General features: G+C 45.7%; 21 protein-coding genes. 9 read left to right on the top strand and 12 right to left on the bottom strand.

Annotated elements, in window-relative coordinates; translation table 11 throughout:
- The 7 genes from rpsS to Aso01_RS02690 form a co-directional block, all read right to left on the bottom strand.
- A complete protein-coding gene (rpsS, locus tag Aso01_RS02660; RefSeq protein ID WP_004281508.1) occupies window positions 1-276 on the bottom strand; it encodes a 30S ribosomal protein S19 in 276 nt (91 codons plus the stop codon).
- A 13-nt stretch (window positions 277-289) separates the two neighbouring features.
- Window positions 290-1,114: a 50S ribosomal protein L2 gene (rplB, locus tag Aso01_RS02665; RefSeq protein WP_004924105.1), complete on the bottom strand. Its 825-nt coding sequence runs from the start codon at window positions 1,112-1,114 to the stop codon at window positions 290-292.
- An 11-nt stretch (window positions 1,115-1,125) separates the two neighbouring features.
- On the bottom strand, window positions 1,126-1,446 hold the full coding sequence (rplW, locus tag Aso01_RS02670) for a 50S ribosomal protein L23 (RefSeq protein WP_004924102.1): 321 nt from the start codon (window positions 1,444-1,446) through the stop codon (window positions 1,126-1,128).
- Window positions 1,443-2,045, bottom strand: coding sequence for a 50S ribosomal protein L4 (gene rplD, locus Aso01_RS02675; RefSeq protein ID WP_004924100.1), 603 nt, complete (start codon window positions 2,043-2,045; stop codon window positions 1,443-1,445). Before rplD ends, rplW begins: the two co-directional genes overlap by 4 nt.
- An 11-nt stretch (window positions 2,046-2,056) precedes the next feature.
- Complete coding sequence (rplC, locus tag Aso01_RS02680) at window positions 2,057-2,695, bottom strand: 50S ribosomal protein L3 (protein ID WP_004934532.1); 639 nt, start codon at window positions 2,693-2,695, stop codon at window positions 2,057-2,059.
- Window positions 2,696-2,754: 59 nt separating this feature from the next.
- Window positions 2,755-3,066, bottom strand: coding sequence for a 30S ribosomal protein S10 (gene rpsJ / locus Aso01_RS02685; protein ID WP_004725677.1), 312 nt, complete (start codon window positions 3,064-3,066; stop codon window positions 2,755-2,757).
- Window positions 3,067-3,329: 263 nt separating this feature from the next.
- Window positions 3,330-4,061 (bottom strand): type 1 glutamine amidotransferase, encoded by a 732-nt coding sequence (locus Aso01_RS02690; RefSeq protein ID WP_004934531.1) that lies wholly within the window; start codon window positions 4,059-4,061, stop codon window positions 3,330-3,332.
- Between the two features lie 169 nt (window positions 4,062-4,230).
- Here Aso01_RS02690 and Aso01_RS02695 point away from each other — a divergent pair, with 169 nt between their 5' ends.
- From Aso01_RS02695 to Aso01_RS02720, 6 genes are all read left to right on the top strand, one after another.
- A complete protein-coding gene (locus Aso01_RS02695; RefSeq protein ID WP_004934529.1) occupies window positions 4,231-5,424 on the top strand; it encodes a PLP-dependent transferase in 1,194 nt (397 codons plus the stop codon).
- 20 nt (window positions 5,425-5,444) lie between these two features.
- The gene (locus tag Aso01_RS02700; protein ID WP_004934527.1) at window positions 5,445-6,995 is read left to right on the top strand and encodes a helicase HerA-like domain-containing protein; all 1,551 of its coding nucleotides are present in this window, start codon (window positions 5,445-5,447) and stop codon (window positions 6,993-6,995) included.
- A gap of 94 nt (window positions 6,996-7,089) precedes the next feature.
- Window positions 7,090-7,851, top strand: coding sequence for a globin domain-containing protein (locus Aso01_RS02705; RefSeq protein ID WP_004934524.1), 762 nt, complete (start codon window positions 7,090-7,092; stop codon window positions 7,849-7,851).
- A gap of 105 nt (window positions 7,852-7,956) precedes the next feature.
- Entirely contained in the window at window positions 7,957-8,385 is a 429-nt protein-coding gene (locus Aso01_RS02710) for an RrF2 family transcriptional regulator (RefSeq protein ID WP_025095666.1), read from the top strand.
- A gap of 86 nt (window positions 8,386-8,471) precedes the next feature.
- Window positions 8,472-9,293, top strand: a complete 822-nt coding sequence (gene yihA / locus Aso01_RS02715; RefSeq protein ID WP_004934518.1) for a ribosome biogenesis GTP-binding protein YihA/YsxC — start codon at window positions 8,472-8,474, stop codon at window positions 9,291-9,293.
- 109 nt (window positions 9,294-9,402) lie between these two features.
- Window positions 9,403-10,350 (top strand): metal-dependent hydrolase, encoded by a 948-nt coding sequence (locus tag Aso01_RS02720; protein WP_171063725.1) that lies wholly within the window; start codon window positions 9,403-9,405, stop codon window positions 10,348-10,350.
- A gap of 45 nt (window positions 10,351-10,395) precedes the next feature.
- On the opposite strand, the gene Aso01_RS02725 is transcribed toward Aso01_RS02720, so the two are convergent.
- Both Aso01_RS02725 and Aso01_RS02730 read right to left on the bottom strand, forming a co-directional pair.
- The gene (locus Aso01_RS02725) at window positions 10,396-11,646 is read right to left on the bottom strand and encodes a dicarboxylate/amino acid:cation symporter (RefSeq protein ID WP_004934512.1); all 1,251 of its coding nucleotides are present in this window, start codon (window positions 11,644-11,646) and stop codon (window positions 10,396-10,398) included.
- 78 nt (window positions 11,647-11,724) lie between these two features.
- Window positions 11,725-12,597 (bottom strand): acyl-CoA thioesterase, encoded by an 873-nt coding sequence (locus Aso01_RS02730; protein ID WP_004934510.1) that lies wholly within the window; start codon window positions 12,595-12,597, stop codon window positions 11,725-11,727.
- Window positions 12,598-12,878: 281 nt separating this feature from the next.
- Here Aso01_RS02730 and plsB point away from each other — a divergent pair, with 281 nt between their 5' ends.
- A complete protein-coding gene (plsB, locus tag Aso01_RS02735; protein ID WP_004934508.1) occupies window positions 12,879-15,446 on the top strand; it encodes a glycerol-3-phosphate 1-O-acyltransferase PlsB in 2,568 nt (855 codons plus the stop codon).
- A 39-nt stretch (window positions 15,447-15,485) separates the two neighbouring features.
- Here the strand turns inward: plsB and Aso01_RS02740 are convergent, their stop codons facing one another.
- On the bottom strand, window positions 15,486-16,475 hold the full coding sequence (locus Aso01_RS02740; RefSeq protein ID WP_228127967.1) for a putative solute-binding protein: 990 nt from the start codon (window positions 16,473-16,475) through the stop codon (window positions 15,486-15,488).
- Between the two features lie 117 nt (window positions 16,476-16,592).
- Window positions 16,593-17,420, bottom strand: coding sequence for an NAD(P)H-binding protein (locus tag Aso01_RS02745; protein WP_004934505.1), 828 nt, complete (start codon window positions 17,418-17,420; stop codon window positions 16,593-16,595).
- Window positions 17,421-17,443: 23 nt separating this feature from the next.
- On the opposite strand from Aso01_RS02745, the gene recG reads away from it, so the two are divergent.
- Complete coding sequence (gene recG / locus Aso01_RS02750) at window positions 17,444-19,489, top strand: ATP-dependent DNA helicase RecG (protein WP_004934502.1); 2,046 nt, start codon at window positions 17,444-17,446, stop codon at window positions 19,487-19,489.
- A complete protein-coding gene (locus tag Aso01_RS02755) occupies window positions 19,476-20,132 on the top strand; it encodes a ComF family protein (protein WP_004934500.1) in 657 nt (218 codons plus the stop codon). The genes recG and Aso01_RS02755 overlap by 14 nt, the downstream gene beginning before the upstream one ends.
- Here Aso01_RS02755 and Aso01_RS02760 read toward each other — a convergent pair.
- On the bottom strand, window positions 20,084-20,512 hold the full coding sequence (locus Aso01_RS02760; protein ID WP_039909813.1) for an NUDIX hydrolase: 429 nt from the start codon (window positions 20,510-20,512) through the stop codon (window positions 20,084-20,086). The two genes, Aso01_RS02755 and Aso01_RS02760, sit on opposite strands and share 49 nt — an antisense overlap.
- Between the last annotated feature and the right edge of the window lie 12 nt (window positions 20,513-20,524).

Raw genomic sequence — 20,524 nt, forward strand, 5'->3', positions numbered from 1 at the left:
TTAACGTTTAGATTTCTTGTCAACGCCGTGACCACGATAGGTACGAGTTGGCGCGAATTCACCGAGTTTATGACCAACCATATGTTCAGATACGATTACTGGAACATGGTTACGGCCATTGTGAACAGAAATTGTTAGACCAACAAAGTCTGGAAGGATCATCGAACGACGAGACCACGTTTTGATCGGCTTACGGTTGTTTGCAGCAATAGCAGCTTCAACTTTAGCGAACAAATGCGCGTCGACGAACGGACCTTTTTTTAATGAACGAGGCATTAGTCAGATTCCTTTACTTGACGCGACGATCGCGGATAATCATCTTAGTCGTACGCTTATTGGTACGTGTCTTGTACCCTTTCGCTTTTTGACCCCACGGGCTTACAGGTTGAATACCTTTGTTACGCCCTTCACCACCACCGTGCGGGTGATCTACTGGGTTCATCGCCATACCACGAACGGTAGGACGAACACCACGCCAGCGCGACGCACCAGCTTTACCCAATGAACGAAGGTTGTTTTCTTGGTTAGAAACTTCACCAATTACAGCGCGGCATTCAACATGGATTTTACGCATTTCGCCTGAACGTAGACGAACGATTGCGTAAGAACCATCACGACCCAACAACTGAACTGAAGTACCAGCAGAACGTGCTAATTGAGCACCTTTACCGATTTTAAGTTCAACGTTGTGAAGTGTAGAACCGATTGGCATGTTACGAAGTGGCAAGCAGTTACCTGGACGAATTGGAGCATCGTTACCAGATTGTACTTTATCACCAGCGCGCAAGCCTTTAGGTGCGATGATATAACGACGTTCACCGTCAGCATACTTCAACAATGCGATGTGTGCGGTACGGTTAGGATCGTATTCAATACGCTCTACAACTGCAGGAATACCATCTTTGTTACGTTTGAAGTCTACAAGACGGTAATGCTGCTTGTGACCACCACCAACGTGACGAGTGGTAATGTGACCGTTGTTATTACGACCACCAGTACGTTTTTTAGCTTCAACCAACGCTGCAAAAGGCTTACCTTTGTGAAGGTGGCTATGAACCACTTTTTCAACAAAGCGACGCCCTGGAGACGTTGGTTTGCATTTTTGAATCGGCATAATTTTCGTCCTTATTCCGCTGCGCTTTCAGCGGTATCGCCCAAGTCAGCCATTTCTACATCTTGGCCAGCTTTCAGGGTGACGTATGCTTTTTTAACATCAGAACGACGTCCTAATGTTTTACCAAAGCGCTTCGATTTACCTTTAGTGATCGTCGTGTTTACTTTAAGCACGTCTACACCAAAAAGTTTTTCAACTGCTTTTTTGATTTCAAGTTTAGTTGCATTGATATCAACTTTGAACACTTGAACACCAGCAGTTTCGCCTAAAACTTGTGCCTTTTCTGAGAAGACTGGTCCTTTTAGGACTTGATAGATACGTTCGTTGTTCATCCGAGTTCTACCTCAATTTTCTTAGCAGCAGCTACAGACATCACAACTTTATCGAACGCGATCAAGCTAACAGGATCGATTGCAGTTGCATCAACCACATCTACATGTGGAAGGTTACGTGCTGCAAGATATAGATTCTCATCTACAGCATCAGTAACGATTAATGCACGAGCAGCATTCAAGTCGTTCAGTTTAGCAAGCAATTCTTTAGTTTTAGGAGCTGCAACAGCAAACTCTTCAACCAATACAAGACGATCTTGGCGAACAAGTTCAGCTAAGATACATTGCATTGCACCGCGGTACATTTTACGGTTTACTTTTTGAGACCAGTCTTGTGGACGAGCAGCAAATGTTTTACCGCCGCCAACCCAGATTGGGCTACGAATAGAACCAGCACGTGCGCGGCCTGTACCTTTTTGACGGAATGGCTTCTTACCACCACCAGATACTTCTGCACGAGATTTTTGAGCACGAGTACCTTGACGACCACCAGCTAAGTAAGCTGTAACAACTTGGTGTACAAGAGCTTCGTTAAATTCACGTCCAAAAGCAACTTCAGACAACTCAACAGCAGAGCCGGAAACAGTTTTTAAATTCACGTTATTTCCCCTCAGGCCTTGATCGTAGGACGAACGATAACGTCGCCACCAGTAGCACCAGGAATCGCACCTTTAACAACGAGAACTGAACGCTCTGCATCGATAGATACAATTTCAAGACCTTGTACTGTTACGCGTTCATCACCTAGGTGACCGGCCATTTTTTTGCCTTTGAACACGCGTCCAGGAGTTTGGTTTTGACCTGTAGAACCTAAAACACGGTGAGAAACTGAGTTACCGTGAGTCGCGTCTTGGGTACGGAAGTTCCAACGCTTAACACCACCTTGGAAACCTTTACCTTTTGATTGACCAGTTACGTCAACAACTTGACCAACTGCGAACAAATCAACACCAATTGTACCGCCAACTTCACGGCCTTCAAGCTCAGCTTCAGTTACGCGAAACTCTTTAACCAAACGACCAGCAGCAACACCCGCTTTCGCGAAGTGACCTTTCTGAGCATTGGTTACGCGAGATTCACGACGTTCGCCAGTAGTAACTTGAACCGCTTGATAACCATCAGTTTCAAGCGTTTTAATTTGAGTGATACGGTTAGGATCAACCTCAATCACTGTAACAGGCACAGAGACGCCGGCATCTGTAAAGATACGGGTCATACCGCACTTGCGGCCGACTAAACCAATAGCCATGTGTGTAACCTCTAAAAAAGCAGCTTAATTAATGCCAGGCACTAATTAACCCGAAAGCCTTAACCCAATGCGATCTGAACATCAACACCAGCTGCAAGATCCAATTTCATCAATGCATCAACAGTTTTGTCTGTTGGTTGAACGATATCGATCAAACGTTTGTAGGTGCGGATTTCGTACTGATCACGCGCGTCTTTGTTTACGTGCGGTGAAGTAAGAACGTTGAAGCGTTCGATGCGAGTAGGCATCGGGATTGGACCACACACTTGTGCGCCAGTACGCTTAGCGGTTTCTACGATCTCTTGAGAAGATTGATCAATTAAACGATGATCAAAAGACTTAAGACGGATACGGATTCTCTGGTTAGACATACCAGTAAACTCCAAGCCAAAAATATATAAAGAATCACCCTTGACGCACCTCACCTAATGGTAAGTGTCAAAGGCAGTGAAAATCACTAAGGTCACGATCGATGCCGCGACTGTCATGCATTTACTACGTTTTCCGCAGCAAATGCCCCATAATTTGGGGTGGCTCATTATAACGATTGTTTAAGTCTTATGCAATTCTATTTCTGGTTTTTTTCATAAAATTTGGGCTTTTTTTGTTTTTATTGATGCCCCTACCGATGCAATCAAGATGCCTCTAATACATATTCAATCGCTTGGTTGAGTAATTGATTACCTTCTTGAAAATACCCGCGCCGAGAATTCTTAAGCTCTGCCAGATTGCTGATAATATCGCCGGTTAAGTGACCAACATGCTCATCATCTTCTAGAAACAACTCAAGTGTCTGTGGGGTAATTTCGGGGTGAAACTGAAAGCCCAAAACATTTTTGCCAATCTGGTACATTTGGTTACGACAAATTTGATTTTCTGCCAAATGCACTGCACCTTTGGGAATTTCAAAGCATTCGTTGTGCCACTGCAATACATTGACGCGCTCGGGTAATTGAAAACATGTTGCTGGAATATTATGCACGCGCTGCACTGTGGTCCAGCCAACTTCATGATAGGCGCTATGACTTACCGCAGCGCCTAAGGCACTGGCAATCAGTTGCCCACCCAAACACAAGCCAATAGCCGGTTTTCCTGCCGCAAGATAGCGACGGATCCAACGTTTTTCAAGCTTGAGCCATGGATAATTGGCTTCGTCATTCACACTAATATTCCCCCCCATAATAATGAGCAGGTCGACATCTTCTATTTGTGGCAACGCTTCAATTTCAAGCGCCGAATCGGCTGGCAAGGCAAAAAATTCGGTTGCAGTAATTTTGGCGTGGTTCGACTTAAGAAATTCATAGCAACTTCCGAACCCTTCACCAGCAATATGCTGAAAATAATGCACTTTTAAAAACGGCTTCATGCGCAATTCAAACCTATATTGTTGTTAGTATCAAAGAGGGTTGTGCAAAATTGAAGCCAACTTAAATGAAAATTGACACTTTCAAATAAAAACCAACAAAACACGCAAAAACTGGCGTAATTGCTTAATTTTTTTTACTCTAGTTCAAATTCCATTACGATTTTGCACCATGTCTGACAATAAAAAAACTCAAACTGCACTGATTCATGCGCCACGCAATGCACCGCAGTATATTCATAGCATCCAACCTCCCCTGTTTCGTGCATCAACCATTATTTTTCCAAGTACAGCGCACCTTTTTGATCGCCATTGGAGCGATCCCTATGACTATAGTTATGGAACTCATGGCACACCCACTACATTTACGCTCGGTGATCAACTGGCACAGCTTGAAGGTGGACAGTTTTGCTTACTGGCACCGAGTGGTCTCTCGGCGATTAATTTAGTCAATTCGACATTTTTAAGCCAAGGTGACGAGGTCTGGGTGCCAGATAACGTTTATGGACCAAACATAGAGCACCTAAAAAATTTGCAGCAGCGTTACGGTATTCATGTACGAATCTATAATCCGATTGACGCAGACAGCTTCGTACCCAGCGCAGCAACCAAGCTCCTTTGGCTTGAAGCAGCAGGCTCGATTACGCTTGAGTTTCCAGATTTAAAAGCATTATTAAAAAAGGCCCAAGCTGCTCAGGTTATCACTGCTTTGGACAATACATGGGGAGCCGGTTTGGCGTTTAACGCTTTTGATATTGGCGATGAACATCTCTCGGTCGATGTAACGGTACATGCCCTGACCAAATATCCCAGTGGTGGAGGCGACATCTTAATGGGTAGCGTAATCACCCGCAGTAAAGCCTTGCATGATCGACTTTTTAAAATTCATGCCAATCAGGGCATTTGTGTGTCGGGTGATGATACAGCACAGATTATACGCAGTTTGCCGCATATGGCGCTGCGTTATCAACAGCAGGCCGATCACGCACGCACTTTAATAACGTGGCTGCAACAGCAAACGCAATTTACACAAGTGCTCCATCCTAGCCTTGCCAGCAGTCCGGGACACATCTACTGGAAAGAGGTATGTACTACAGGGCAAAGTGCGGGTCTGGTCAGTGTAATTTTTGACTCCAGATATGATTTGGCTGCGATTCGACGTTTTTGTGATGTATTAACACTCTTCAAGCTGGGATTTAGCTGGGGAGGCCCGATGAGTCTAGTCATGCTTTATGATCTGAAACAGATGCGTCAGTTAGATACTACACATTTACAACAGGGTTTACTGGTTCGTTTTTGCATAGGACTGGAACATCCGCAAGATTTAATTCAAGATATCCAAAACGCACTACAACAACTTGAATAACAATCACCAGAGGACAACCTATGGGAACACCAATTATCATTGCAAAAAACAGCCGTGATCCTTCACAAGAGATTGTTTTACATTCCGAGTTTGCCAATCGGCATGGTTTGATTGCCGGCGCAACCGGAACAGGAAAAACAGTTACTTTAAAAGTATTGGCAGAAAATTTTTCACGGATTGGTGTCCCGGTTTTTTTGGCCGATGCCAAAGGTGATGTATCAAGTATCGCCAAAGCTGGTCGCAGTAACCCCAAATTTGAACAGCGCTTACAACTCTTAGGCCTTGATCAAATTCCATTTGCTGCCTCTCCCACTGTATTTTGGGATGTATTCGGTCAGCACGGGCACCCTATTCGAACCACCATTTCCGAAATTGGGCCGCTGCTTTTAGCACAAATGCTCAATCTGAACGACACTCAAGAGGGCGTGTTATCGGCAGTGTTTCGTATTGCCGATGATCAAGGATTGCTGCTAATCGATTTTAAAGATTTAAAAGCCATGCTCAGTTATGTCAGTGACAATGCTGCCGATTTAAAAGCCGAATACGGTAATTTATCGCCTGCCAGTATTGGGGCAATTCAGCGCAATTTATTGGCCTTGGGCGATCAGGGTGCCGAGCAATTTTTTGGTGAACCCAGCTTAAATATTTTGGATTTTATTCAAACCGATGCTCAAGGCCATGGCTACATCAATCTGCTTGCCGCGGATCAGCTCATGAACTCACCAAAACTTTATGCCACCTTCCTACTGTGGATGTTGTCCGAACTGTTTGAACAACTGCCTGAAGTCGGCGATGCGGACAAGCCTAAACTGGTGTTCTTTTTTGATGAAGCCCACTTGCTGTTTGACAACGCCAGCCCTGCCCTACAACAGAAAATTGAGCAGGTGGTCCGTCTGATTCGCTCTAAAGGGGTTGGGATATACTTTATTACCCAAAATCCACTGGATTTACCAGAAAGCGTACTTGGCCAGCTGGGAAATCGTGTCCAGCACGCCTTACGCGCCTTTACTCCTAAAGATCAAAAAGCGGTAAAAACAGCCGCCGATACCTTTCGGGCCAATCCAGATTTTAAAGTCGATCAGGCCATTACAGAACTGGCTGTTGGAGAGGCCCTGATCAGTTGTCTCGACGAACAAGGCACACCTCAAATTGTACAACGTGGCTGGGTTATGCCGCCCTACTCATCGTTTAGCCCACTCAGTGATGAAGAACGTCAGGCGCTGATGGCGCAGAGTTTGGTGGCGGGTGTGTATGAAAAGATGGTCGATCGCGATAGTGCATATGAAATGCTGCAACAAAAAGTCAGTGATCGGCTTGAGCAAGAGCAGGCGCAAGCTGAAGCTGCACAGCAAGCCAAACAGCAGGAAGCTTTAGCAAAACAGCAGGCCAAAGAACAAGAGCGCTTAGCGCGTGAACAGCAAAAAGCCGATGAAAAAGCTCAGCGTGACCGCGACAAACTGACTCAAGATGTGCTGGGTACATTTGCTAAAAGTGCAGCACGCACTCTGGGCGGACCAACCGGCCAGAAACTGGTTCGTGGCTTGCTCGGCTCACTGTTTGGAAAGCGATAGATCTTTATTTTTATCTATTTTTAAAAGGTATATTGAAAATGCACTTTATAAGATGTATTTTAAATACATCTTATAAACTACAAATGGTCGCATCATGACGCCTGAGCACATTCAACTCATTCAATCCACAGTCCCGGTCTTACGTGAGCACGGTGTTGCATTAACCCGTTATTTCTACGCACGCATGTTAAAACAACATCCGGAACTTAAGCATATTTTTAATCAAGATCATCAGCAAACTGGACGTCAGCCCCGTGCTTTGGCCGCTGCGGTACTGGCCTATGCCGAACACATTGAGCATCCGGAAAAATTAGCCAAAGCTGTCGAGCGCATTACCAGCACCCATGTTCGTCTAGACATTCAACCTGAGCATTATGCAGTTGTAGGTGAGCATCTTTTACATTCGATTTCTGAGGTATTGAACGTTCCCTTTGAATCTGAACTGATCTTGGCGTGGCAACAGGCTTATCAACAATTAGCAGATCTTTTGATTCGCGTTGAGCAAGAAAAATATCATCAGCTAGCCGCACAACCGGGTGGCTGGGCCGGATGGCGTGAGTTCAAAATCGTGGATATTCACACCGACGATGAAGGCAAGATTTTTAGTGTCGCGGCAGTCGACACCCATCCACTTCCTGACATTCAGATCCCTTCATCGGTTACTGTTCGGGTAAACGTTCCGGAGTTAGGTTTAAAACAACCCGAACAATTTCCATTGCATCGCATTCAAGCAGCAAGCCATGTATGGGCATTTAAAGTCAAAACACCAGAAGACGCTGCAAATCATCACGTCGCAGATCGTCTTTTAAATGCCTATCAGGTTGGAGATGAACTGCATCTGAGTGCTCCTATTTAAGGGTTTAAAATTCACAGATGAAATCCGTACTGTCTTCGTCTCCACGTTTCTTTCTGAGGACTTTCAGGCTAAGATGGGCTTTTTCATCTGTTGTCTTTGCGGATCATGCAACTCAATAAATTTACCGATTATGCACTGAGGATTCTGATGTATGTTTCACGCCCCAGTGAATTCCCGTACACCATTGCCGATATTGCAAAGGATTTGCATGTCTCACAAAATCATCTGGTTAAAGTGGTTCACTTTATGGGAAAACAAGAGTGGATCATTACAACACGGGGCAAAGGTGGAGGATTACGTTTAAATCCTAAAGCGCTAGAGATTCGACTAGGGCATATTGTGCGGATTCTTCAAGGTGATCACCAGATTGTGGAATGCCATGAACCACCTTGCGTCATGCGTGCGCATTGCGGTCTAAAAGGTATTCTAGATCAAGCGCTTGAGCAGTTTTACGTGTCACTCGATCAGCACACGCTGCGTGACGTTTTAAACGCACCACCAACCTACTCGCCAATTGCCTTTGTCGCACTATAGCGCAAAACACAGCGTATTCGATTCGCTAGATGTCGAGACTTCCTTTATAATGGCTCGTGTATTTATCATTGAAAAAGTTAAGCTCTATGCATCGCTATGCGAAATCCAAAGATACCAAGGCCAAACTCGCACCTAAAGAAAAAATTAGTTATGAGCGTAAAGCCGATCCTGCGATTACAGAGTATTCAGTTAAATCCCTGAATTGGTTGCGTAAAGCTGAATTTCTGATGAGTGCACCGAAACTTTCGCTGTGTGTAGAAGATACTGGTTACGAAATTGCATTTGCAGGCCGATCAAATGCAGGTAAATCGAGCGCGATTAACACACTCACTAATCAGAAACAGCTCGCACGTGCCTCTAAAAGACCTGGACGCACGCAGATGATCAACTTTTTCAGCTTGGGTAATCCAGATCAACGTCTCGTCGACTTACCTGGTTACGGCTACGCAGCAGTTCCAGAAGACATGAAACGTGTCTGGCAAAAAGAGCTGGAAAACTATTTGATCCATCGTAAAAGTTTACAAGGCTTGGTGTTGTTGATGGATATTCGCCATCCCCTGCAACACTTTGACACCATGATGCTGGAATGGGCGCATGCACGTAAATTATTTGTACATATTTTACTGACCAAAGCCGATAAATTAAATCGCGGCCCCGCCAATACCGCGCTCTTGGACGTAAAGCAATCTTTGAAAAAAATGAAGCTTAACTTCTCGATTCAGCTGTTTTCATCACTGAACAAGCAAGGACTTGAAGAGCTCGCCAGCGTCATGGCTGGTCGTTTAAACTTCACCTTGAGCGAAGAACAACATTTTGATTTAAGCGCAATTCCTGAAGTCTCCGATGCAGATTTGGATATCGAGACAGATTCGGAAGATGATGCTGAACAATCGCAAAAAAATGATTAACATCATCACCAAATGACAATGGAATGTCCCGTATTGCAAAGCAATGTATCGGGGCATTTTTTTATACTCAAATGCATGCATTGTTCTGTTTAGAACAGATTAGGACATGATTATGAGTATGTTGTCATTTTTAAAAAAGAAACTTCCCGGATCGTCTATTGATTATCGTATTCAACCGCGAAAAGTAAAATTTGTTTGGCAAAACACACCCGTTGACTGGATTCCAAACCAGCCGTTTGCAAGCTACTTCATTAATGAAATCAATAATATTTTGCCCGCTGGTGAATTCTGGTTTTGTCGTCTTTATAACAAAGTTTTACCGCAAATTACCGACGAAAAGCTCAAACTCGACGTACAGGCGTTTATACGCCAAGAAGCCATGCATGCCAATGCACACCAGTCGGCCAATAAAGAATATCTCTCTGCACGCCACATTGATATTCAGCGCAATCTGGATATCATGAATGTTGTATTCACCAAAGCACTGGCAGACAAGCCTTTTGACTTGACCGTTCCGGCTGCACTTGAAAAGCACTGGGACTTGTTTCGCTTAGGTGTAATCGCAACCGTCGAACACATGACCTGCGTATTGGGCAAATATGCGCTTTATAACCAGAAATGGCAGCAGTTGGGCGCCGATCCTGAAATGCTCGATTTAGTGAAATGGCATGGTGCAGAAGAAATCGAGCACCGTACCGTGGCTTTTGATTTGTATCGACACTTAGGCGGTGGCTATATTGCACGCTATTATTTAAGTGTTGCCGTGATTATTGGTGTGCTTGGACTTTGGGTAGATGGTGCTGCGCACATTATGAAGCAAGACCCACGCTTTGCCGAGTATAAGCCGAGCCTGTTCCGTCCATGGATCTGGTTAGAATGGTATAAACAAGCGCGTCATGACCATCAGTTATTGCCTAGTCCAATTTGGTTGATTGCACAGCAGATCGACTACTTAATGCCATGGTATGACCCTGTGAAGGAAGGCAGTACAGACGATGCGGTCGCGTATTTGAACCGCTCTCCGGCTGCCAAACGCGCCTTACAAGCTGCCGCATAAAAACCAGATGCTTAAAAAAGCAGATCTTAAGATCTGCTTTTTTCATTAGGAAAGTTCAGTGGATTGGGGTTCGGCTTGTTTGGCATAGCGATCGACCACAACACTGATCATCATATCGCCTTGTACATTCACTACTGTCCGCACGGTATCCAGAATCCGATCAATCGGTAGCAGTATCGCAATCGCTTCAGCAGGTAATCCGACCGATTGCAATACCATGATCATGGTGACCATTCCTGCACTTGGAATGCCTGGGGCACCCAACGAGGCAATCATGGCCGTTAGACACACAATCAATTGCTGGGTTAGGCTCAAATCCATCCCGATTAGATTGGCAATAAATAACGCCGCCGCCGCTTCATAAAGTGCTGTGCCATCCATATTTAACTGGGTTCCCAGTGGAATCACAAATCCGGCTGTTTGTGGTCGAACTTTCAGATTTTCCTGCGCACATTTCATACTTAAGGGCATGGTAGCCGAGCTCGAACTGGTTGCAAATGCAGTAATCAGAGCCAGTCGCGTGCCTTTGAAAAAGGTGATTGGATTCATTTTGCCAAAGATCCACAATAACAGTGGCAAGACCACTGCACCATGAAAAATCGTGGTTCCTGTCACCACTAAAGCAAATTCAGCCAGACTCCCCAGCACTTTTAAATCTTCAGTGGCGATGAGTTTGGCCAGCAATGCCAAGATTCCAAGGGGTGCCAGTTTCATCACCCAGCCGACCAGCATCATCATGATATCGAAGAGTTGTACACTGAGCACACGGACCGACTGAAAGCGATCACCACCTTTGATCAGTGCGGCACCCAATAGTAAAGCAAAGACCACCACTGCCAGCACATTCCCTTCAGCAAAGGCTTTAAAAGGATTGATCAGAGTATTTTGAATAAAGTTGGTGAGAAAACTCGAAGGCGTCAGGGTATCTGGCGTTTGATGATTTTGCATGGCGTCTGCAAATATACCAATATCCATGCCCTGCCCAACAGAGAACAAATGTGCACAGCCAATTCCCAAAATCAGCGCAAAAGTGGTGGTGGTAAAACAGCATAACGCGGTAATTTTCCACACTCGATTGAACTGCCCACTGGCTTGCAGGTTAGACACCCCTACCACAATTGAGGTAAAAATCAGCGGAATCAGCAGCATTTTAAGTAGGCCAATAAAGATACTACTGATCAGACTTAAAATATATAAACTGCTGGAAAAGAATGCGGTTTCAGGATTTAGGCTCAGTACGAGTCCGAATACAACCCCAATCACCGCAGCAATAAAAATCTGCGTGTTTAAGCTCATAATGCATCATTTTTTTAATTCGTTAGCCGCAATATGACACGCTCGGCTCGAAGAATCGAGTGCTTTTAACATCTGAAATTATTGGGTTTCAATTTCACGCAAGCGGATTAAACCTTCTTGAACCGTACTACACACCAACATGCCGTTTTGCCACATGCGTCCAAAGTTCAACCCTCTTGAGCTGCTGCTGACAGTGGCATCCATGTCGTACAGCATCCATTCGTCTGCACGGACTGGACGATGGAAATAAATCGTATGATCGATACTGGCACACTGTAGGCTTGGCGAAATATAGCTAAGTCCATGCGGCTTGAGTGCAGTGGTCATGAGGGTAAAATCTGAATAAAATGCCACGATTGCCTGATGTAGGGCCACTTGATCCATCTCACCACGAATTTGATCATGCGTGCGAATGTAATGCGCATTAGTGGGCGCTTGGGGCTGTGGCTGAAATGGATTTACGGGATCGATTGGACGAATCTCGACATGACGCTCGCGCATGAAGCTGGCACGAACATTTTCGGGAATAAAATCAATCATGCCTTGTTTGAGTTCGGCTTCCGATTTTACGTCTTCAGGTGCAGGATAAACTGGCGCATCATTTTGATAGTTGAGGCCTTCTTCGGGTGCAACAAAAGACACCATGGCAGAAAAAATGGTACGACCATGCTGAATGGCACGCACTTCACGGCTAACAAAACTTTTACCATCGCGTAGCGGATTCACTTCGTATACGATCGGCGCGTGGATATCGCCACCATATAAGAAATAGGCATGCAAGGAATGAGCCGGACGATCCGTGGTATACGATGCAGCACGAAGTGCCTGCCCGAGTACCTGACCGCCAAACACGCGTTTGCCAACCAAGTTGCGGCTCATGCCGCGATACAGATTTTCTTCGAGCTTTTCCAGTGATAAAAGTTCAACCAGTTCTTGGGTCAATGTATTCATGGAATGCCTTTTCTATGTCAAAATTAAAAATAGCGCGAGAGTGAATGCGTAATGATCTTTGAACTATTTTGCCACAAATCCAGCGTTTCAGCTTTGGCATTAAATGCGTCACAGGTCACACTTCACATTACCAATTGTCAGTATAAATACGATTTTTAACGATAAACGCTAGCACTCTGCATACAAATTAGCAGAAAATAGCGCATTGTTTTTGCAAATCAATTCATCACATTGTACCCGGTCTGCGTGGCTGGGGTTTGGTTGTTTGAGTAGGAGATTTTATGTCCAAGCATGGCTTCGGTCAGATGTATCGACGGCTTTCCAGTAAGTTGCTAGACCTTGTGGTCACTCCACATGTTCTTGGGGAGGTCCCTGCTGAACCAACTCCATCCGCAGCATCAGAAGTATCTCATTCGCCTAAGATTGTGTGCTATGTACTGCAAAACTACTCACGTAGTAATGCCTTGGTGGTCGACAGTGAAACGCGACGCCTGCACTTAAAACCTGCGCTCGATCCTTTACATGTGGCCGAACATCAGGAAAAGGCTTCGGTACTGTTTTTACAGCATCATGATGAGCGTAATCTGCTAAATCCACCGCCACATGCATTTCCGCCACGATTATTGCGTTTGATTGAGGTATTGGAAAAATATCCAGATGCCGATATCCAACTGGTGCCTGTTACAGTCTTGTGGGGACGTGCACCGGATAAAGAAGATTCATGGGTGAAGCTGTTGTTTACCGACACGTGGGCAACCCCAAGCAAAATCAAGCAACTGGTGAATATTGGTTTACACGGACGCCAGTCTTATCTTGAGTTTCATGAATCTCAATCGCTTCGTCAGTTGGTGGAATATGCCAAGACACATTACCCGAATCTGTCTCCGGCCACCTATATCATCAGCACCTTAAATGATTTTCTAGATCGTCAGCGTGAAGTGGTGCTTGGCCCGGATTTATCTGATCGACGCAATGTGATGGAATCGCTGATTAAGGCACGCGATGTGCAAGATGCAATTCGCCGTGAAAGTATTCGCTCTAAAATCAGCATGCTAGAAGCCGAGAGTCGTGCCATTGGTTATCTTAATGAAATCGTATCGGATTATTCGCATTCTGCCGTGCGTTTTGCCGATATGGCTCTGACACGCCTCTGGACACAGCTTTACGATGGCGTTGAGGTACATAACTTCAGCACCGTGCGCGAACTTGCCAAAGACTACGAGATTATTTATACCCCTTGTCATCGTAGTCATATCGACTATCTGCTGCTGTCGTATGTGATTTATAAACGTGGTCTGATGGTGCCGTACATTGCCGCAGGCGATAACCTGAACTTACCTTTTGTCGGGCAGTTACTGCGTGGTGGCGGTGCATTCTTTATTCGTCGCTCTTTCCGTGGCAATGGCCTGTATACATCGGTATTTAAAGAATATCTGTACAGCATTTTGTCTCGCAACACGCCACTGGAATACTTCATTGAAGGGGGTCGTTCACGTACAGGTCGTTTATTGCCTCCTAAAACCGGCATGCTGGCCATGACCATTCACGGCCATTTACGTGGCCGTGCCAAGCCGATTGTGTTTTTACCGACCTACATTGGTTATGAGCGCCTGATGGAAGGCTCAACCTATGTAGGCGAAATGCAAGGAAATCCAAAAGAAGCGGAATCGGTACTGGGCATTTTAAAAACCCTGCGTAAAATCGAGCGAATTTTTGGTAAGGTTCATGTCAACTTTGGTGAGCCAGTTTTTCTCGATGACATGCTCAAAGCGCACAATGCCGAACAGATCAAAATTGAGAAAAATGATGATCCGTTGCCAAATGAAGTCTCGCAGGCCATTAACAGTTCAGCACACGCCATTTTAGAAAATATTAACCGTGCAGTTGTGATTAATCCGGTGTCGCTGTTGTCACTGATTTTACTGGCTACACCAAAGCACACGCTCGATGAAGAATTGTGTATTAAGCAGCTCGATGCCTATCGCAACTTGATGGCTCAGCAGCCCTACGATGAACGTAGTCAAGTAACTTCGTTGTCGGGCAAAGAAATCATTGCCTACGGTTTGAAGTTAAAGTTGATCAAGCGTGTTCAGCATGCATTGGGCGATATTATTGCGATTGAAGACAATCAGGCGGTATTACTGACCTACTTCCGTAATAATATTCTGCATGCGTTTGTGTTGCCGTCACTGGTGGCTTCACTGGTTGAACACAATGGTAAAGTCAGCCGTAAAGATTTGCACAATGTCATTCGCACCTTGTATCCGTTCTTACAAGCCGAGCTATTTTTGAAATGGTCCCGCGATGCACTGATCACAGAAATTGATCGTTATGTCGATGCGCTTACCGCATCGGGTGTGATTGAAATCGATCAAGACGGTGATCTGGTCAGCTTGGCACCAAACTCGGAAGAACATAATCAGCTGGTGATTCTGGCTGCACCCGTGAAGCAAAGTCTAGAGCGCTATTACATGACTTTGGCTTTAATTGCTCAGCGTGGCTCTGGCAATATTTCGGCCAAGCAAGTGGAAGACTTAAGTCATTTGCTCGGACAGCGTTTATCGGTGCTGTATGAGTTCAACTCGCCAGAATTTTTTGATAAGGCACTGTTTCAAAGCTTCCTGAAAGTACTGACCCAGCAAGGTTATATCAAAACCAATTCTGAAGGTGCGATTGAGTTTGACCGCAACTTTAGCAATATGGCTGAAGGCGCCAAACTGGTCCTCGATGAAGCCACCCTGCAGATGCTGCAGCACATTACGACGTTTAGCGATGAGGAGCTAAAGAGTGCGCTCGAAGCGATGGCATCTCAACAAGCCAAGCGTCGTTTAAAACGTAAAAAGAAATAATCGTTTTGATGGTACAGTCTAGTTCGCTAGGCTGTACCTTTAACGAAATTGACATTCGAAATAACGTGGATCATCCATACAGCGCAAGCGTAAAATTAAAGCCACAAAGGCCGGATCGTAATATTTCGAGCGAATAAACTGTTGACGCACTCTGGCTAGAATCAATTCATACGCCTGCTTCTCTCTATAAGATACATCCATCCAATAATACGACGATATACCATTTTCCCAGCGAATCGTCTGTGCAATCAAACTGGCGCTATGCAAGGCAAACCAACTTCGCATACTTTGACCAAAGCCTTTTGGGTACTGTGCGTGCCGGATCACCACATTTATCGCCACATAAGACAACGGAAAGTTCACCACACGAATGGACGGACCGAATTCTCGTTCAAGATTGTAAGGTCGTAGCGCAAAAATAGGCGCTGGCAAGATATCAACCTGATTGTGTTTAAAAGCATCCACCGCAGATTCGAGCTGCACGGGTACTGGCTGGGCACGAACTGACTGTACCAGCGCAATTTGTGGTAAATCTGCTGCTAACACTGCAATTTTCTTATTTTTTAAATCACTGACACTGTTAATGTCGGTACGCTTAAGCACCATGTAGGCCATACCCAGCGGAATCATACCCAGCGCTTCAAACTCTCCTTGCACCATGTGCGGCTTAAGGCTCGGATTGCTCAGCATCTGCATAAAACTTTTGGCAACCTGATGACTGGAAACAAAGCCAACACCTGCCGTACCGCCCATAAACTGGTTGTACTGACGGGTATGAAAATTCGTTGCCATCACGCCTGAGCAATAGCCCTGATCAAATTGCTTTAGTGCGTCTTGCTCATTTTTATAACTTTTCAGCGTAATTTTCACTTGCTGAGACTGCGCGTATTGCGCAATATCTTGAGCACGGCGGCTAATCTCGCCTTGCGGACCGACCGGATCATAGACACACCATGCAGTCTCAAGCGCCCAGCTTTGCACAGCAAGTAAGTAAAGCCCAATTCCCAATAAAACTTTTAATTGCATCATGTCATCGTCTTTTTTTATTTTAATCATTGATATGTTTCAGCATTCACCTTACGGTGTTTGCGCACTGAGCACCATGCCCCAAGTGACATGATGAAAAGTCAGCACAGTCAAGCCAGATTAATCTTGAGCAGTCGGTGCTGTAGAATCGAGCTGAGCACGATACACGCTAAAGCAGTCGGGTGACTGCAACTCATAGCCCGATGCAATAAAATCACGTGCCATAATTCGTTTTCCAGTCAGGCACGTACGCTCAAGCCGGAGCTGTGGTAAGTGAAGCTGTAACTGAAACCACTGGATAATTTCGTGCAATGGATAAGGCTGCCCATCACTGACCAGATACACGGGTTTAAACGAATCCAGCGTTGTCAGATAAGCCAAAAAGCCAGCCAGATCATCAATATGAATCCGATTACTATAATGAACCGCGGGATAAGTCTGGGTACTTTGTGCCAGTTTGCACATCCGTGCAACTGAATTGCCGTAAATTCCACTTGGTCGAACTACAATACTACGCTGCGGATAGGCTTGATGCCATGCCTGCTCCATGGCAAGTAAATACTTGGCCTGTTCATCGGCAGGCTCGGGAATGGTGTGATCGTCGACCCATTCGCCCGATTGCTGGGCACCATAAACCCGCGTTGAGGAAACCACGACCACACGCTGAACTGGATGATGTTTGAGTGCATCTGCAATTGGCTGGACACTCTCCAGATAAGTACGACGGTAATTTGCTGGATCGCTGTTTTCAGGAGAAAGTAAAACATATACCCAATCTATAGGATGACAGTCCGATAAATCGAGTGTATGAATATCTTGGGTCATATGATCTGCAAAATCCGCTGGTTTGGGGTGGCGACTCACGGCGCTAATTTGATGACCGCGCATAAATAATTGTTTAGCAACGCGCTGAGATGTTTTACCATAGCCAATAAATAAAATATGCATCGGACATCCTGAGTTGGAGGGACATGACTTCAGTCCATCATTTGCAAGGCGTTGGAGCGGCAGCCGCCAGTTTACTTGAGAAACTACATCTGTTTAATACAGACGATTTGTTGTTTCATTTGCCTCGTGATTACGAAGATCGTAGCACGGTTATTGCGATGAACCAACTCGTGGTCGGTCGTACCTACCTGCTAGAGGGATGGGTAAAATCAGTTGACTTTCCACCAGGAAAACGAAAATCCGTGGCTGCACTGGTCCAAGATGATTTTGGTAAAGTGACTTTACGATTTTATTATCTATACAAAGGTTTGACCGATAAACTCACCCCGGGAAATCGCTTACGAATATTTGGTGAAGTACGCGTTGGTGCACGTGGGTTAGAACTGTATCATCCTGAAATACAAGTTATTCGAGAGCATACCCCGCTCCCGAAAACTCAACTGACTGCCATTTATCCGAGCACCGAAGGGCTAACTCAGGCCAAGTTAAGAGACTATATTAAACAGGCCTTGGCGCAGTTTAGCGACCAGCTGCCTGAGCTTTTGCCAGAGAAATTTACCAATGGCTATGCTTTAAAAGAAGCATTGCACTACATTCATGAACCACCACTCAATGCCAATATGCAACAGCTGGCGCAAGGATCTCATCCTGCACAGCAGCGTTTGATCTTTGAAGAGCTGGTGGCACATCAAATTAGTTTGCTGACCCGCCGTGCCTATATTCGCCAGATTGCAGCCCCTCCCTTTGCCTACAGTCAGGTTTTGGCTAAAGCTTTACTGGCACAGCTACCCTTTCATATGACGCAAGCTCAAAAGCGGGTATCTCATGAAATTGCCAAAGATTTGCAGCGCCCCGAGCCGATGCTGCGGCTGGTACAAGGTGATGTCGGTGCAGGTAAAACCTTGGTGGCTGCGGTGGCTGCTTGCCATGCACTGGAAGCAGAATGGCAAGTTGCGCTGATGGCACCCACTGAAATTCTGGCCGAACAGCATTACCTGAATTTTAAACGCTGGTTTGAACCCTTAAATATTCAAGTGGCATGGCTATCTGGCAAACAAAAGGGCAAAGCCCGAGCACATGCAGAACAATTGATTCAAACTGGTCAAGCGCAGTTGGTGGTCGGAACACATGCTCTATTTCAAGACAATGTCGAATTTGCCAAACTTGGCTTGGTGATTATCGATGAACAACATCGTTTTGGAGTCGATCAGCGTTTGGCGCTGCGCAATAAAGGTGTCGATCATCTGACCCCGCATCAGTTAGTGATGACCGCCACACCGATTCCACGTACTCTCGCCATGAGCGCTTATGGAGATCTGGATACCTCGGTGATTGATGAACTTCCCCCGGGACGAACACCGATTCAGACCGTGACCATTCCACTCGATCGACGCGAAGAAGTACTCAATCGAATTGCCAATAACTGTAAAGACGGCAAACAGGCCTATTGGGTGTGCACACTGGTAGAGCAATCTGAAACACTAGATGCGCAGGCAGCACAAGCCACCTATGAGGAAATTTTATCGCGCTTTCCCGAGCTCAAAGTGGGATTGGTACATGGCAAAATGAAAGCAGATGAAAAGCAGGCGGTCATGGCTGCATTTAAAGCCAACGAATTGCAATTACTGATCGCCACCACTGTAATTGAAGTGGGCGTCGATGTACCGAATGCCTCGATTATGGTGATTGAAAATGCAGAGCGGCTAGGCTTATCGCAGCTGCATCAGTTACGTGGCCGAGTAGGACGCGGCGCTCAAGCGAGTTTTTGTGTGTTGCTTTATAAGCATCCACTGTCCCAAAATGGTCAAGAGCGTTTATCTATATTGCGTGAAAGCAATGATGGCTTTGTGATTGCCGAAAAAGACCTTGAACTGCGTGGTCCGGGAGAACTTCTCGGCACCAAACAAACCGGTGACATGAATTTTCGTGTGGCCAAACTGGAGCGAGATGATCATCTTCTTACGCAGGCGCATTATGTCGCGGGGCAAATGCTCAGTGATTATCCGGAACAGGCCGATGCGCTACTAAGACGCTGGTTGCCAGAAGCGCCGCGATATGCCTATGTTTAAGGCCGTGTATCATTCATTACACACGCTCTGGCAGCACACGCGACATTGTCCGCTGTGCGGTCATTCTGCCGCACACAGTCCATACGTCATTTGCACAGATTGCTGGCAAGATCTGCCGTGGCTCAATGATTCGGTGCTGCGCCATGAATTGATCATTCAGGCGGCATGTGAATATGCCGACCCGATCAATCACATTGTGCAGCAATTTAAATACCATGAAAAACTGCATCATCAGCGCTTACTCACGCAACTGATTTTGCAACTTCCCTTACCGCGGGTTCAGGCCATTGTGCCAATGCCGATTTCGACAGCGCGGCTTTGTGAACGTGGTTATAATCAAGCGATGCTGATTGCTGAAGGTGTCGCCAAACAGCTTAACCTTCCCATATGGCAACCCATGCTGCGTCGGGCTGAACACACACAAAAGGGCTTAAGCCGATTAGAGCGCATCGCGGGTATTGAGCAGCAATTCGTACCCGATTTGCGTGTGCGCACTCGCTTTCGGCGGGTCATGATTATCGATGATGTAGTCACGACAGGCAGCTCAATTTACGCCTTGTCTCAAGCACTCACCACATTAGGATGCCAACGCATTTATCCGATCTGTGTCGCTGCGGCCTCTGTTTCACGTGAAGCCAGATAATTCACACACCACGGTAAAACTATTTCACGGGTTAGCGGTGCAAGAGGCGTGTGCTGGTCATCTACACTTATCCACTTCATCTGAGCAATTTCGGCTTGAATCTGTGGCTGTCCTTCTAGCTGCAATAAGTATACATCTGCAATCAAGCTGTGATCTGGCTCATTGGCTGCCTGAGTTTCAAAACGACCCAAGCTCTGCACAATGTGGCTATGACATCCAGTTTCTTCAAAGGTTTCACGTATAATCGCCGCTTCACTGGATTCGTTGGCCTCAAGCTTGCCGCCCACTTGCATAAAAAACCTGGTATTGCGTTTTCGTACCAGTAAAAGCTGCTGATCATCATTGAAAATAATCGCAGCAGCCACCCGAATGGTTTTCATAGTCAGATTATC

This window comes from Acinetobacter soli (assembly GCF_000760595.1).
Lineage (GTDB): Bacteria > Pseudomonadota > Gammaproteobacteria > Pseudomonadales > Moraxellaceae > Acinetobacter > Acinetobacter soli.

What these genes read in the sequence shown, in the direction of transcription:
- rpsS (WP_004281508.1), bottom strand. Translation starts at nt 276, where the DNA reads ATGCCTCGTTCATTAAAAAAAGGTCCGTTCGTCGACGCGCATTTGTTC.
- rplB (WP_004924105.1), bottom strand. Translation starts at nt 1,114, where the DNA reads ATGCCGATTCAAAAATGCAAACCAACGTCTCCAGGGCGTCGCTTTGTT.
- rplW (WP_004924102.1), bottom strand. Translation starts at nt 1,446, where the DNA reads ATGAACAACGAACGTATCTATCAAGTCCTAAAAGGACCAGTCTTCTCA.
- rplC (WP_004934532.1), bottom strand. Translation starts at nt 2,695, where the DNA reads ATGGCTATTGGTTTAGTCGGCCGCAAGTGCGGTATGACCCGTATCTTT.
- rpsJ (WP_004725677.1), bottom strand. Translation starts at nt 3,066, where the DNA reads ATGTCTAACCAGAGAATCCGTATCCGTCTTAAGTCTTTTGATCATCGT.
- Aso01_RS02690 (WP_004934531.1), bottom strand. Translation starts at nt 4,061, where the DNA reads ATGAAGCCGTTTTTAAAAGTGCATTATTTTCAGCATATTGCTGGTGAA.
- Aso01_RS02695 (WP_004934529.1), top strand. Translation starts at nt 4,231, where the DNA reads ATGTCTGACAATAAAAAAACTCAAACTGCACTGATTCATGCGCCACGC.
- Aso01_RS02700 (WP_004934527.1), top strand. Translation starts at nt 5,445, where the DNA reads ATGGGAACACCAATTATCATTGCAAAAAACAGCCGTGATCCTTCACAA.
- Aso01_RS02705 (WP_004934524.1), top strand. Translation starts at nt 7,090, where the DNA reads ATGACGCCTGAGCACATTCAACTCATTCAATCCACAGTCCCGGTCTTA.
- Aso01_RS02710 (WP_025095666.1), top strand. Translation starts at nt 7,957, where the DNA reads ATGCAACTCAATAAATTTACCGATTATGCACTGAGGATTCTGATGTAT.
- yihA (WP_004934518.1), top strand. Translation starts at nt 8,472, where the DNA reads ATGCATCGCTATGCGAAATCCAAAGATACCAAGGCCAAACTCGCACCT.
- Aso01_RS02725 (WP_004934512.1), bottom strand. Translation starts at nt 11,646, where the DNA reads ATGAGCTTAAACACGCAGATTTTTATTGCTGCGGTGATTGGGGTTGTA.
- Aso01_RS02730 (WP_004934510.1), bottom strand. Translation starts at nt 12,597, where the DNA reads ATGAATACATTGACCCAAGAACTGGTTGAACTTTTATCACTGGAAAAG.
- plsB (WP_004934508.1), top strand. Translation starts at nt 12,879, where the DNA reads ATGTCCAAGCATGGCTTCGGTCAGATGTATCGACGGCTTTCCAGTAAG.
- Aso01_RS02740 (WP_228127967.1), bottom strand. Translation starts at nt 16,475, where the DNA reads ATGATGCAATTAAAAGTTTTATTGGGAATTGGGCTTTACTTACTTGCT.
- Aso01_RS02745 (WP_004934505.1), bottom strand. Translation starts at nt 17,420, where the DNA reads ATGCATATTTTATTTATTGGCTATGGTAAAACATCTCAGCGCGTTGCT.
- recG (WP_004934502.1), top strand. Translation starts at nt 17,444, where the DNA reads ATGACTTCAGTCCATCATTTGCAAGGCGTTGGAGCGGCAGCCGCCAGT.
- Aso01_RS02755 (WP_004934500.1), top strand. Translation starts at nt 19,476, where the DNA reads ATGCCTATGTTTAAGGCCGTGTATCATTCATTACACACGCTCTGGCAG.
- Aso01_RS02760 (WP_039909813.1), bottom strand. Translation starts at nt 20,512, where the DNA reads ATGAAAACCATTCGGGTGGCTGCTGCGATTATTTTCAATGATGATCAG.